The 12,860-nt window shown below is 72.9% G+C and carries 13 protein-coding genes; 1 reads left to right on the top strand and 12 read right to left on the bottom strand.

Annotation, left to right across the window (positions count from 1 at the left end):
- Positions 1–24: 24 nt before the first annotated feature.
- From IF47_RS0108385 to pgsA, 12 genes are all read right to left on the bottom strand, one after another.
- The gene (locus IF47_RS0108385; RefSeq protein WP_031507714.1) at positions 25–576 is read right to left on the bottom strand and encodes an adenine phosphoribosyltransferase; all 552 of its coding nucleotides are present in this window, start codon (positions 574–576) and stop codon (positions 25–27) included.
- A 187-nt stretch (positions 577–763) separates the two neighbouring features.
- Positions 764–1,225 (bottom strand): preprotein translocase subunit YajC, encoded by a 462-nt coding sequence (gene yajC / locus IF47_RS0108380; RefSeq protein ID WP_031507712.1) that lies wholly within the window; start codon positions 1,223–1,225, stop codon positions 764–766.
- 164 nt (positions 1,226–1,389) lie between these two features.
- Positions 1,390–2,514, bottom strand: a complete 1,125-nt coding sequence (ruvB, locus tag IF47_RS0108375) for a Holliday junction branch migration DNA helicase RuvB (protein WP_031507711.1) — start codon at positions 2,512–2,514, stop codon at positions 1,390–1,392.
- Between the two features lie 148 nt (positions 2,515–2,662).
- Positions 2,663–3,292 (bottom strand): Holliday junction branch migration protein RuvA, encoded by a 630-nt coding sequence (ruvA, locus tag IF47_RS0108370; protein ID WP_031507710.1) that lies wholly within the window; start codon positions 3,290–3,292, stop codon positions 2,663–2,665.
- Complete coding sequence (gene ruvC, locus IF47_RS0108365) at positions 3,289–3,861, bottom strand: crossover junction endodeoxyribonuclease RuvC (protein ID WP_031507708.1); 573 nt, start codon at positions 3,859–3,861, stop codon at positions 3,289–3,291. The genes ruvA and ruvC overlap by 4 nt, the downstream gene beginning before the upstream one ends.
- A 121-nt stretch (positions 3,862–3,982) precedes the next feature.
- Positions 3,983–4,735, bottom strand: coding sequence for a YebC/PmpR family DNA-binding transcriptional regulator (locus IF47_RS0108360; RefSeq protein ID WP_031507706.1), 753 nt, complete (start codon positions 4,733–4,735; stop codon positions 3,983–3,985).
- Between the two features lie 69 nt (positions 4,736–4,804).
- Positions 4,805–5,434 (bottom strand): pyridoxal 5'-phosphate synthase glutaminase subunit PdxT, encoded by a 630-nt coding sequence (pdxT, locus tag IF47_RS0108355; protein WP_245641043.1) that lies wholly within the window; start codon positions 5,432–5,434, stop codon positions 4,805–4,807.
- Positions 5,435–5,540: 106 nt separating this feature from the next.
- Positions 5,541–6,470, bottom strand: a complete 930-nt coding sequence (pdxS, locus tag IF47_RS0108350; RefSeq protein WP_031507702.1) for a pyridoxal 5'-phosphate synthase lyase subunit PdxS — start codon at positions 6,468–6,470, stop codon at positions 5,541–5,543.
- Between the two features lie 233 nt (positions 6,471–6,703).
- Positions 6,704–7,261, bottom strand: a complete 558-nt coding sequence (locus IF47_RS0108345; RefSeq protein ID WP_037732246.1) for a hypothetical protein — start codon at positions 7,259–7,261, stop codon at positions 6,704–6,706.
- Positions 7,262–7,318: 57 nt separating this feature from the next.
- Positions 7,319–8,554, bottom strand: a complete 1,236-nt coding sequence (locus IF47_RS0108340) for a glycosyltransferase family 4 protein (protein ID WP_031507700.1) — start codon at positions 8,552–8,554, stop codon at positions 7,319–7,321.
- Positions 8,551–9,483 carry a phosphatidylinositol mannoside acyltransferase gene (locus tag IF47_RS0108335; RefSeq protein ID WP_037732227.1) on the bottom strand — a complete coding sequence of 311 codons (933 nt, stop codon included), beginning with the start codon at positions 9,481–9,483 and terminating at the stop codon, positions 8,551–8,553. Before IF47_RS0108335 ends, IF47_RS0108340 begins: the two co-directional genes overlap by 4 nt.
- Positions 9,480–10,187 (bottom strand): phosphatidylinositol phosphate synthase, encoded by a 708-nt coding sequence (gene pgsA, locus IF47_RS0108330; protein ID WP_031507696.1) that lies wholly within the window; start codon positions 10,185–10,187, stop codon positions 9,480–9,482. The genes IF47_RS0108335 and pgsA overlap by 4 nt, the downstream gene beginning before the upstream one ends.
- Before the next feature lie 304 nt (positions 10,188–10,491).
- On the opposite strand from pgsA, the gene IF47_RS0108325 reads away from it, so the two are divergent.
- Positions 10,492–12,744 carry an elongation factor G-like protein EF-G2 gene (locus IF47_RS0108325; protein WP_031507695.1) on the top strand — a complete coding sequence of 751 codons (2,253 nt, stop codon included), beginning with the start codon at positions 10,492–10,494 and terminating at the stop codon, positions 12,742–12,744.
- Positions 12,745–12,860 lie beyond the last annotated feature (116 nt).

Genomic DNA, 12,860 nt, shown 5'->3' with positions numbered 1-12,860 from the left:
TGTGAGCCCGCGGTCCGACCGCTCTCAGATGGTGATCAGGACGTCCAGCGGGGCGCCCTCCAGGGCGGGTTCCAGCCGGATCCGTCCCGGCAGGAAGCTCAGCTCCATCAGGACGGCCACCCCCGCGACCTGGGCCCCGGAGCGGCGGATGAGCCGCAGCGACGCCTCGGCGGTGCCGCCGGTGGCCAGCACGTCGTCGATCACCAGCACCCGGTCCTCGGGGGTGAGGTCCTCGGCGTGGATCTCGATCTCGGCGCTGCCGTACTCCAGCTCGTACGCCTGGGCCAGGGTGGCGCCGGGCAGCTTGCCCGCCTTGCGCACGGGGACGAAGCCGACCCCTGCCTCCACCGCCACCGGGGCGGCGAGGATGAAGCCGCGCGCCTCCAGGCCCACCACCTTGGTGGCCCCGCGTTCCCGGCACAGTCCGGCCAGCACGCCGGTGAGCGCGCCGAAGGCCTCGGGGTCCGCCAGCAGCGGGGTGATGTCCTTGAACAGCACACCCGGCTTGGGATAGTCGGGCACGTCACGGATCCGGCTGAGCAGCAGGCTGCGCAGCTCGTCGGAGTAGGGGGTCACGGATGTCACCGGATCACCCTACCGCCGACGCCCGGAGGGGCGACCCCGTCCCCCGGCCGCCCGGCGAGGAACGCCCCGACGGCGCCCCGGCGTTCCGACGGCGTTCGGGGCGGCGCGCGGCGCGGTCGCGGACAAGACGACGCCGCCGGGCCCTCGACAGGGACCCGGCGGCGGAGCGGCTGCCCGGTTACTCGGCGTCGTCGCCGTTCCGCTTGGCGTCCTTGGACTCCGCGTCGTCGGCGGAGGCGCCGTCCTTCTTGCCCTGGTCGGTCTTGCTCAGGTCGGTCTTGGCCACGGGACCGTCCTCACCGGAGATCAGGGAGGAGGCGTCGTCGGGGACCACGGGAGCGTCACCGTCGTACTCCGAGTCGCCGTGGACGATGCGCTCGTACTCCTCGTCCTCCAGGACGGCGCCCACGGCGTTCTTGGCGTAGACGGCATGCACACCCGGGGCGACCTCGAGGAGAACCGTGTCGGAGCGAACCTCCTTCACCTGCGCGTACATGCCGCCGATGGTCCGGACACCGGTGCCCGGCTGCATCTGGTCGCGCATCTGCATGGCCTGCTGCTGCTTCTTCTTGGCAGACCGCGTCATCAGGAACATGGCCCCGATGAGCACGATGAAGGGGAAGAGAGTGAGGATATCCACGGCGGAAGGTTTCCTTCGCACGACCGCCCACTGGGGCGGCCTGGTCTTCGGGGTGGTCATGCCGTCCGGGACGGAAGGCATCGGCGGAGTCTAAGCGAGTCCGCGCTTGGGGAACAACGTCAAGCATCGCACCGGGGTTCCGTTCCGGGCGACCTCACCCTCCGTCACGACCCCCCGTCACGTTCGAAGAGCCCCTGTTGCCCCGGTGTGCCCGGGGCGGGCTGCCGGGGCGGGGTGAGGCCCAGGTGCTCCCAGGCGGCGGGGGTGGCGATCCGGCCCCGGGGGGTGCGGGCGAGGAGCCCCTCGCGGACCAGGAACGGCTCGGCCACCTCTTCGACGGTCTCGCGTTCCTCGCCCACCGCGACGGCCAGGGTGGACAGCCCCACCGGCCCGCCGCCGAAGAGCTTGAGCAGCGCCGTCAGCACCGCCCGGTCCAGCCGGTCCAGGCCCCGCTCGTCCACCTCGTAGACCGCCAGGGCCCGTGCGGCGACCTCCCGGGTGATCACCCCGTCCGCCCGCACCTGGGCGTAGTCGCGCACCCGGCGCAGCAGCCGGTTGGCGATCCGGGGGGTGCCGCGGGAGCGGCCGGCGATCTCCGCGGCGCCGGCGGCGTCGATCTCCACCGCCAGCAGCCGGGCGGAGCGGTGCACCACCCGCTCCAGCTCGGTCGGCTCGTAGAACTCCATGTGGGCGGTGAAGCCGAAGCGGTCGCGCAGCGGCGGCGGCAGCAGTCCGGCCCGGGTGGTGGCGCCGACCAGGGTGAACGGCGGCAGCTCCAGGGGGATGGCGGTGGCTCCGGGGCCCTTGCCGACGATGACGTCGACCCGGAAGTCCTCCATCGCCATGTAGAGCATCTCCTCGGCGGGGCGGGACATCCGGTGGATCTCGTCGAGGAAGAGCACCTCCCCCTCGGTGAGGGAGGAGAGGATCGCGGCGAGGTCGCCGGCGTGCTGGATGGCCGGGCCGGAGGTGATCCGGATGGGGGCGCCCATCTCCGCGGCGATGATCATGGACAGGGTGGTCTTGCCTAGCCCGGGGGCGCCGGAGAGCAGCACGTGGTCGGCGGTGCCGCCGCGGGCTCGGGCGGCGCGGAGGACCAGGTCGAGCTGTTCGCGGACCTTGGGCTGGCCGATGAACTCCGCCAGGTCCTTGGGGCGCAGGGCCGCCTCGATGGCGGTGTCCTCGGAGTCGGCGGAGGCGCCGACGAGACGCTCCGCCCCGGCGGCCGTACCGGTCGGGCCGTACGCCTCCTCCACGGCGCCCTCCGCGTGGTGGTCGTCGTGGGCCATGTCGTGGGTCATACGGCCTCCCTCCCGATGCCGGCCGTCCAGGCGTGGGACGGTGCCCGGTCGGCGGGGAGGGCGGTGGGCGGGAGGTGCGGCGTCATGGTCGGTCTCTCGTCGGTCGTCTCGTCCACGGCGGCTGTCGGGAAGCGTCTCAGCGCGCGCGGTTCAGGGTCTGCAGGGCGGCACGCAGCAGTTGCGGCACCGGCGGCCGACCGCCCTCGGCGAGGGCGGCCTCGGCCTGCGGGGCGACGGCGTCGAGCGCCTCCTCGGCCTCGCGGGCGGCGTAGCCGAGTCCGACCAGGGCGGTGTGCACCTGCTCCCGCCAGTCGGGCGGTGCGGCGGCTCCGCCCCGCCCGGCCGGCGCGGCGCCGGTGCCGACCGGTTCGCCGAGTCGGCCCGCGAGCTCCAGCAGCAGTTTCTGCGCGCCCTTCTTCCCGATGCCGGGGACGGCGGTGAGCGCCTTCTCGTCCCCCTGGGCGACCGCGCGCCGCAGGGCGTCGGGACTGTGCACGGCGAGCATCGCCTGGGCCAGTCGCGGCCCGACACCACTGGCCGTCTGGAGCAGCTCGAAGACCTGCCGCTCGTCGTCGTCGGCGAAGCCGTACAGGGTGAGCGAGTCCTCCCGGACGACCAAGGAGGTGGCCAGCCGTGCGTGGTGGCCCACCCGCAGGTCGGCGAGGGTGCCGGGGGTGCAGTGGACCGCCACGCCGACGCCGCCGACCTCGATCACGGCGGTGTCCGGGGAGAGGGCGGCGACCGGTCCGGAGACGAAGGCGATCATCGGGTGCCCTTCGGGGTGGGTGCTGCGGGTGTGTGAGCGGCGCCGGCGCGGCGGGCGGCGAGGGCCTGGATGCGGGCCTGCTGGAGCCGGCTCTGGGCGGGCGCGCGCCAGATGTGGCAGATGGCCAGCGCCAGGGCGTCGGCGGCGTCGGCCGGCTTGGGCGGGGCGTCCAGCCGCAGGAGTCTGGTCACCATGGCGCCCACCTGGGCCTTGCCCGCGCGTCCGCTGCCGGTGATGGCGGCCTTGACCTCGCTGGGGGTGTGCAGCGCCACGGGCAGCCCGCGCCGGGCCGCGCAGAGCATGGCGACCGCGCTGGCCTGGGCGGTGCCCATCACCGTGCGGACGTTGTGCTGGCTGAACACCCGCTCCACGGCGACGACGTCGGGCCGGTGTTCCTCCAGCCACTCCTCGACGCCGCGCTCGACGAGCACCAGTCGCTCGGCCACCTCGCTGTCGGCGGGCGTGCGGACGACGCCGACCCCGATCATCCGCAGCGGACGCCCCGGAGTCCCCTCCACCACGCCGATGCCGCAGCGGGTCAGGCCCGGATCCACGCCGAGCACGCGCACGGCGGCCCCCTCTCGTCCACCTCATCGTTCGATCATGTGTTCCCGCAGGCTATCGGCTCCCACCGACAACGTCTTCGGGGACACGGGAAGGGGCGTGCCGGGCCGTTCGGAACCGGACGGATCAGGCGTCGACCTTCGCCATGACCTCGTCGGACACGTCGAAGTTGGCGAAGACGTTCTGCACGTCGTCGCTGTCCTCCAGGGCGTCGATCAGCTTGAAGACCTTGCGCGCGCCCTCCTCGTCCAGCTCCACCTGCATGGTGGGGACGAAGTTGGCGTCCGCCGAGTCGTAGTCGATGCCCGCGTCCTGCAGGGCGGTGCGCACCGCGACGAGGTCGCCGGGCTCGCTGACGACCTCGAAGTTCTCGCCGAGGTCGTTGACCTCCTCGGCGCCCGCGTCCAGGACGGCGGCCAGCACGTCGTCCTCGGTCAGGTCGTTCTTGGGCACGATGACGATGCCCTTGCGGTTGAACAGGTACGACACCGAGCCGGGGTCGGCCATGGAGCCGCCGTTGCGGGTCATGGCGACGCGCACGTCGGAGGCGGCGCGGTTCCGGTTGTCGGTGAGGCACTCGATCAGGAGTGCGACGCCGTTGGGGCCGTACCCCTCGTACATGATCGTCTGGTAGTCGGCGCCGCCCGCCTCCAGACCTGCGCCGCGCTTGACCGCGCGGTCGATGTTGTTATTGGGGACCGAGCTCTTCTTCGCCTTCTGGATGGCGTCGTACAGCGTGGGGTTCCCCTCGGGATCGGGACCCCCCATCCGGGCCGCGACCTCGATGTTCTTGATCAGCTTGGCGAAGAGCTTGCCGCGCTTGGCATCGATCACGGCCTTCTTGTGCTTGGTGGTTGCCCACTTGGAGTGGCCGGCCACGCCCTCGCTCCTTCGATGTCACCAACAGGAAATCAACGCGTCGATCCTACCGTCGATCTCACATCGCCCTCACATCACCGATGCGCGCACCATGTCGACGAAGAGCCGGTGCACCCGGTGGTCGCCGGTGAGTTCGGGGTGGAAGGCGGTGGCCAGCAGCCGCCCCTGGCGCACGGCGACGGCACGGCCGTCGACGACCGCCAACTCCTCCACCTCCGCGCCCGTGGACTCCACCCAGGGGGCGCGGATGAAGACGCCCTCGACCGGGCCGCCCTCGACGCCCGCCACCTCCACGGCCGCCTCGAAGGACTCGTTCTGCCGTCCGAAGGCGTTGCGGCGCACGATCATGTCGATGCCGCCGATGGTCTCCTGGCCGGCCCTGGGATCGAGGATCTTGTCGGCGAGCATGATCATGCCCGCGCAGGAGCCGTAGGCGGGCATGCCCGAGCGGACCCGCTCGCGCAGTGGCTCCAGCAGTCCGAAGGCCGTGGCCAGTTTGGAGATGGTGGTGGACTCCCCGCCGGGGATCACCAGGCCGTCGGCCTCGGCGAGTTCCTCGGGGCGGCGGACCGGACGGGCCTCGGCGCCGGCCGCGGTCAGCGCGGCGAGGTGCTCCCGCACGTCGCCCTGGAGGGCGAGGACTCCGACGGTGACGTCGGCTCCGCCTCCGGTGGCGCCTCCGATGTCGGGTGTGGTCACAGGGTCACCTCGTTCCTGGACGTTCCGGGCCCGGGCGTTCCGGGCTCTTCCCCGAACGGTGACGGGCGGCCCGCGGCGCGCGGGCCGCCCGTCACGGGGTTCGTGGTCACCAACCCCGGCCGGCGAACCGCTCCGAGTCCGTCAGGGTGTCGCAGTTGATGCCGACCATGGCCTCGCCCAGACCGCGGGAGACGTCCGCGATGACCTTGGGGTCGTCGTAGAAGGTGGTGGCCTTCACGATGGCGGCGGCGCGCTTGGCCGGGTCGCCGGACTTGAAGATGCCCGAGCCGACGAAGACGCCCTCGGCGCCGAGCTGACGCATCAGCGCGGCGTCGGCAGGGGTGGCCACGCCACCGGCGGAGAACAGCACGACCGGGAGCCTGCCCAGCTCGGCGACCTCCTTGACCAGCTCGTAGGGGGCGCGCAGCTCCTTGGCGGCGGCGTACAGCTCGTTGTTGTCCAGGCCCCTCAGCCGGGCGATGTCGCCCCGGATCTGGCGCAGGTGACGGACGGCCTCGACGACGTTGCCGGTGCCGGCCTCGCCCTTGGAGCGGATCATGGCCGCGCCCTCGGCGATCCGGCGCAGGGCCTCGCCCAGGTTGGTGGCGCCGCAGACGAAGGGCGTGGTGAAGGCCCACTTGTCGCTGTGGTTGACCTCGTCGGCCGGGGTGAGGACCTCGGACTCGTCGATGTAGTCCACACCGAGCGCCTGGAGCACCTGGGCCTCGACGAAGTGGCCGATGCGGGACTTGGCCATCACCGGGATGGAGACGGCGTTGATGATCCCCTCGATCATGTCGGGGTCGGACATGCGGGCGACGCCGCCGTCCTTGCGGATGTCGGCGGGCACCCGCTCCAGGGCCATGACCGCGACGGCGCCCGCGTCCTCGGCGATCTTCGCCTGCTCCGGGGTGACGACGTCCATGATCACGCCGCCCTTGAGCTGCTCGGCCATGCCGCGCTTGACGCGCGCGGTGCCGGTCTCGGGCGTCGGTGCGCCGGCGGTTTCGGACGTGCTGGGAGACGTGCTGGACAAGGTGTGACCTCACTCGACGACGGTATGAACGGTGGACGGCGACGGACATCGCGGACGGCACCGAACGGCGGCGAGCGCGGACACGGGCGGTGCCCGCGCGGAAGAACCGATGGGACCATCGTAGGCCCGTTCGATCCACTTCCGGATCTGCCGATCGGTCCACTTCACAGTGATCCGTGCTACAGGAGTGATGAAAAAGGGCGACTGGCCTTTGCGCAAGGGCCAATCAAAAGTCAGTGGCCTTCTCTGTCCGGTTCCGTGCGGTCCGCGAGGATGGCCGGTGGCTCGTCGTCCATCTCGAACGCCAAGGGGAAGGGCGCGTGTCCGGCCAGCCGGAACCAGCGCACCGTCCGGTGGCGGCGCAGGGCGCGGGCGGCCCGCACCGCGTCGTTGTGGAAGCGTCGCGCCATCGGCACCCGGCGCACCGCGGCGGCCAGTTCCCTCACGGACTCCTCGCCCCCCGGCGCCGACCGCACCGCCTCCAGTTGCGCGCTCTCGGCGAACACCGCCCGCAACGCCTGGCTGAGTTCGCTCTCGGCGACCTCCCGCTGGTCCTCCTCGGCCTGCCGGGCGTCGTGGGCCGCCTGGTAGAGGACGATCGACGCGGCCGGGTCGAGCACCCCCGCGGTGGCCACCTCCTGGGTGACGGAGGCGCGTCGCAGCAGTTGCGCGTCCAGGGCGGCGCGGGCCGCGTCGATCCGGGCGTGCAGCCGGTCCAGCCGCCCGGCGGTCCAGCTCAGGTAGACGGCGGCCAACAGCAGCGCCGCCGCGATCCAGACGATCGTGGTGATCACGGTTGGTTCCCCTCGGTCGCTCGGTCGCCCCGGCCGTCCCGGTCGTCCGGGTCGTCAGTCACGGGCCAGTCCGAGGCGGGCGCGCAGCCCGACGCGCTCGTCCGGCGCGACCGCGGCGGCGCCGTCGGTGACGGTCTCGTAGACGGCGAGGATGTCGGCCCCGACGGTGGACCAGTCGAAGCGGCGGACGTGACGGCCGCCGCGGTCGCGCAGTTCGGCGCGGCGCTCCGGGTCGCCCAGCAGGCGCACCGCGGCGGCGGCCAGCGCGTCCGCGTCCTCGTTGGCGTACAGCTCCCCGGCCTCTCCCCCGTCCAACACCTGGGCGAAGGCGTCCAGGTCGCTGGCGAGCACCGGCGCCCCGGCGGACATCGCCTCGACGAGGATGATGCCGAAGGACTCGCCGCCGGTGTTGGGAGCGATGTAGAGGTCCACGCTGCGCAGCAGCCGCGCCTTGTCCTCGTCGCTGACCATGCCGAGGAACTCCACCTGTCCGCGCAGTTCGCGCGGCAGGTCGGCGACGGCCTCCTCCTCGTCCCCGCGCCCGGCCACCAGCAGTCGGGTGCCGGGGCGTTCGGCAAGGATGCGGGGCAGCGCCCGGATCAGGACGGGCAGGCCCTTGCGGGGCTCGTCGATGCGGCCTATGAAGCCGATCGTGTTCTCCCCCTCGCGCCCCTGCCATTCGGCCTTGGGTTCGGCGTCGGCGAAGAAGGAGACGTCCACCCCGTTGGGGATGACGACCGCGTCCCCGCCCAGGTGCTCCACCAGGGTGCGGCGGGCGTACTCGCTGACGGCGATCCGCGCGCTGATCTTCTCCAGCGCGGGCTGGAGGATCGGGTACGCGGCGATCATCGCCCGCGAGCGCGGGTTGGAGGTGTGGAAGGTGGCCACGATCGGGCCCTGGGCCGACCAGCAGGCGAGCAGGGAGAGCGAGGGCGTGGCCGGCTCGTGGATGTGCAGGACGTCGAAGTTGCCCTCGTGCACCCAGCGGCGGACGCGCGCGGCGGAGAGGAAGCCGAAGTTCAGCCGGGCCACCGAGCCGTTGTAGGGGACGGGCACGGCCCGGCCGGCGGGAACGACGTACGGGGGGAGGGGGGTGGGGGCGCCACCCCGGCCGCCGGGCCGAGGGGTGGGGGCACCACCCCGGCCGCCGGGCCGAGGGGGATCGTCGGCCGGGGCGAGGACGGACACCTCGTGCCCGAGCCCGATGAGGTGCTGGGCCAGGTCGCGGATGTGGAACTGGACGCCGCCGGGGACGTCCCAGGAGTACGGGCAGACGATGCCGATCCTCAACGCTTCTCCGTTTCCGGACTCGCCTCGTGGCGCGTCCCGGCCCGCGGATCCAGGTCCGCCGACCACAGCCGTTGCAGCATGTGCCAGTCCTGCGGGTGTTCGGCGATGCCCGCGGCGAAGCCGTCGGCCACCGCCTGGGTCATGGCGGCGGCCTTCTGCCGCCGGTCGCCCTCGGCGGGCACCGCGACGGGCTCCAGGACGCGGCCCTTCATCACGGGCGTGGAGTCGAACCACAGGTGGGCCGGGAGCAGCGTGGCCCCGGTCTGGAGGGCCAGCATGGCGGGGCCGGCCGGCATCCGGGCCGGTTCGCCGAAGAACGTGACCTCCACGCCGGAGGCGGACAGGTCACGGTCGGCCACCAGGGCCACCAGGCCGCCGGCCCGCAGCCGCCGGGCCAGGGTGCCGAAGGCGGCGCCGCCGGTGTGCGGCAGGACCTCCATGCCCAGGCCCTCGCGGTAGGCGACGAAGCGGTCGTACAGGCTCTCGGGCTTCAGTCGTTCGGCGACGGTGGTGAACGGGATGCCCAGGCCGGCGGTGAGGTAGGCGCCGGCCAGGTCCCAGTTGGCCATGTGGGGCAGGGCCAGTATCACGCCGCGGCCGGTGTCGAGGGCGTCGGTGAGCCGGTGCAGGTTCTCGACCTCGACGCTGTCCCGGATGCGCTGCGGGCTCCACCTCGGCAGCCGGAAGGACTCCATCCAGTAGCGCAGGTAGGAGCGCATGCCCGCGCGGGACAGCTCCGCCAGGCGCTCGGGGCCGGCGTCGGGGACGACCCTGGCGTAGTTGGCCTCCAGGCGCCGCACCCCTTGACCGCGCCGCCGCCAGGCGGCGTCGGCGACGGTGCGGCCCAGGGCCTTGGCGGCGGGTTCGGGGAGGTACTTGACCACGCTCCAGCCGAGCCCGTACAGGCCGTCGGTCAACCGGTCCTTCACGACGAGGCCTCGCTTCCCCGTCCGGTCGTGCCGGCCCCGTTCCCCTCGGACGCCCCGCCCTCCGCCGCCGCGGCGTCCGCCTCGGCCGCCTCGCGGCGGACGGTCACCATCCGCTGGAGGATCGTCACCAGGCTGCCCACGGCCACCGCCCACAGGGCGACGGGCAGCAGGATCCCGATGTGGGGGACGCCGAAGGTCGTCTCGAACCCGGCGAGCCCGGCGCACACCAAGGTGATCACCAGCCGTTCGGCCCTCTCGACCAGGCCGTTGACGTTCACCGGCAGCCCGATGCTCTCGCCGCGGGCCTTGGTGTACGACACCACCTGCCCACTGGCCAGGCAGAAGATCGCCACCGCGCACAGCACGGGGTCCGCGCCTCCGCCCGCGTACCACAGCGCGATGCCGCCGAAGACCGCCGCGTCCGCGATGCGGTCGAGCGTGGAGTCGAGGAAGGCGCCCCAGCGGCTGGAGCGGCCCGACTGGCGGGCCATGGTGCCGTCGACCAGATCGGAGAAGACGAACAGGGTGATGACGACGGTGCCCCAGAAGAACTCGCCCCGGGGGAAGAAGACCAGCGCTCCCGCCATGACGCCGCCGGTGCCGATGAGCGTGACCGTGTCGGGGCTGACCCCCAGCCGGAGGAGCAGAGCGGCGAACGGCGTGAGGACACGCGTGAAGAACGCACGCGCGTACTTGTTCAGCATGGCCTTCCCGGAGGTCGAGGTGGGCCGGTGGTCAACGGGCCATCGGCGCGCCCATCGTAGCCGGCCCCCGCCCGCCGGCCGCCGAGACGTCGAACGACCACGGCCGTTCGCCTCCGGCACGGAAGCGGAGCGATGCCCGCTTGGTGCCCCTCATGCGACTACATCCTGAAATACGCCATATGTCATGAGTCACCCCCATCGCCCCGTATGGACGGACTCGGCTCCCGGTGGAAAGCTCGGAGACGGCGCACCGTGTGCGATCCACCATCCGACCCAGCGGCGATCGACCCGGGAGGCGGGAGACATGGGCGACAGGACGAGCACACAGACAGGGGCCGCGGGCAGGGCACCGGCGGCCGACCGTCCCGGTTCCATACGGAACGTGGTCCTGGTCGGCCACAGCGGCTCGGGGAAGACGACGCTGGTGGATGCCCTGGCCCTGGCGTCGGGCGCGGTCAACCGCGCGGGGCGGGTCGAGGACGGCGGCAGCCTCTCCGACTACGAGGAGGTGGAGCACCGGCAACAGCGTTCGGTGCAGTTGTCGCTGGTCCCCGTGGAGTGGGACGGCGTCAAGATCAACCTGTTGGACACACCGGGCTACGCCGACTTCGTCGGGGAGCTGAGGGCCGGTCTGCGGGCGGCGGACGCGGCCCTCTTCGTCGTCTCGGCCGCCGACGAACTGGACGGCTCGACCCGGCTGGTGTGGGAGGAGTGCGCGGCGGTCGGCATGCCGCGCGCCCTGGTCATCACCCATTTGGAGGCGTCCCGCGCGGACTTCGACGAGATGGCCGAGGTCTGCCGCCGGACCTTCGGCCGCGACGACCCCGACGCGGTGCTCCCCCTCTACCTCCCCCTGCGCGGAGGGACGGGCGGTGACGGGCACGCGCCGGTGGACGGGCTGATCGGGCTGTTGACCGAGCGCGTCCTCGACTACTCCTCCGGCGAGCGCGTGGAGCGTGCCCCGGACCCCGCGCACCGGCCGCTGATCGAGGAGGCCCGCAACCGGCTCATCGAGGGCGTCATCGCCGAGAGCGAGGACGAGACCCTCATGGACCGCTACCTCGGCGGTGAGCCCGTCGAGGTCGAGACCCTGGTCCGGGACTTGGAGAAGGCCATCGCCCGCGGCACCTTCCACCCCGTGCTGGCCGCCGCGCCCGCGCCGGAGGACGCCCGACAGGGCCTGGGCACCGTGGAGGTGCTGGACCTGATCGCCCGCGCCTTCCCCGACCCCACCGAACGGGAGATCCCCGCGGTCACCACCCCCGACGGCCGCCCCCACTCCCCGTTGACCTGCGACGTCGACGGCCCCTTGGCGGCCGAGGTCGTCAAGACCTTCTCCGATCCTTATGTCGGCCGGATGTCGCTGGTGCGGGTCTTCTCCGGCACCCTGCGTCCGGACGCGGGCGTGCACGTGTGCGGTCGCGGCGCGGCACGGCGCGGCAACGCCTCCGGCGACGGACAGGGCTCGTTGCCCGGTGGCTTCGTCGAGCGGCGGGAGACCCACGAGGAGGACGAGCGCGTCGGCGCCCTGTCGTCCCCCTTCGGCAGCCGGCAGCGGCACCTGTCCCGGGCCGTCGCGGGCGACATCGCCTGTGTCGCCAGGCTCTCCCGCGCCGAGACCGGCGACACCCTCTCCGACCCGGACGACCCGCTGCTGATGGAGCCCTGGGTGATGCCCGATCCCCTGCTGCCGGTCGCCGTCGAGGCCCACGGCAGGGCGGACGAGGACAGGCTCTCCCACGGGCTGGCCCGGCTGGTCGCCGAGGACCCCACCCTGCGCCTGGAGCAGAACACGGACACCCATCAGGTGGTGCTGTGGTGCATGGGGGAGGCGCACCGGGACGTGACGCTGGAGCGACTGCGCACCCGCGGCGGCGTCCGCGTCGACGCCGTGCCCCACAAGGTGGCCCTGCGCGAGACCTTCGCCGAACCGGCCGCCGGACGCGGCCGGCACGTCAAGCAGTCCGGCGGCCACGGCCAGTACGCCATCTGCGAGATCACCGTGGAGCCGCTGCCGGTCGGCTCCGGCATCGAGTTCGTCGACCGGGTGGTGGGCGGCGCCGTGCCGCGCCAGTTCGTCCCGTCGGTGGAGAAGGGCGTGCGGGCCCAGGCGGAGCGCGGCGTGGCCGGCGGGCATCCGCTGGTGGACGTCCGGGTCACCCTCGTCGACGGCAAGGCGCACTCGGTGGACTCCTCCGACGCGGCCTTCCAGACGGCGGGCGCGCTGGCCCTGCGCGAGGCGGCCTCCCAGGCGCGGATCCACCTGCTGGAGCCGGTCGCCGAGGTGCGGGTGCTGGTCGCCGACGAGTACGTGGGGGCGGTGCTCGGCGATCTGTCCGGGCGGCGCGGCCGGGTCGTGGGCACCGAGCAGGTCCCCGGCGGCGGAACCCTGATCCGCGCGGAGGTTCCGGAGGCGGAACTCGACCGCTACGCGGTGGACCTGCGCTCCCTGTCGCACGGCACGGGACGGTTCGCGCGCTCCTATCTCCGTCACGAGCCGGTGCCGCGACAGGTGGAGGGCAGGATACGCGAACAGGCCGAAACCGGCGTGGCGTGACCCCGGGATGAGGATACGCTGAACGTCACGGCGACGGGCTCCGCGGCGCCGCAACAGGTGTGCGGCGGGCCGCTGTTGGGAACGGGTGGGAACGAGTCCGTCGTCGGACGGCGCGA

Source organism: Streptomyces megasporus, assembly GCF_000718985.1.
GTDB classification, from domain to species: domain Bacteria; phylum Actinomycetota; class Actinomycetes; order Streptomycetales; family Streptomycetaceae; genus Streptomyces; species Streptomyces megasporus.
This window is presented reverse-complemented; position numbering and strand designations above follow the sequence as displayed.

Excerpts from the sequence above, each read along its gene's own strand:
- ruvB (WP_031507711.1), bottom strand. The coding sequence starts at position 2,514 with ATGGCCCACGACGACCACCACGCGGAGGGCGCCGTGGAGGAGGCGTAC.
- ruvA (WP_031507710.1), bottom strand. The coding sequence starts at position 3,292 with ATGATCGCCTTCGTCTCCGGACCGGTCGCCGCCCTCTCCCCGGACACC.
- pgsA (WP_031507696.1), bottom strand. The coding sequence starts at position 10,187 with ATGCTGAACAAGTACGCGCGTGCGTTCTTCACGCGTGTCCTCACGCCG.
- IF47_RS0108325 (WP_031507695.1), top strand. The coding sequence starts at position 10,492 with ATGGGCGACAGGACGAGCACACAGACAGGGGCCGCGGGCAGGGCACCG.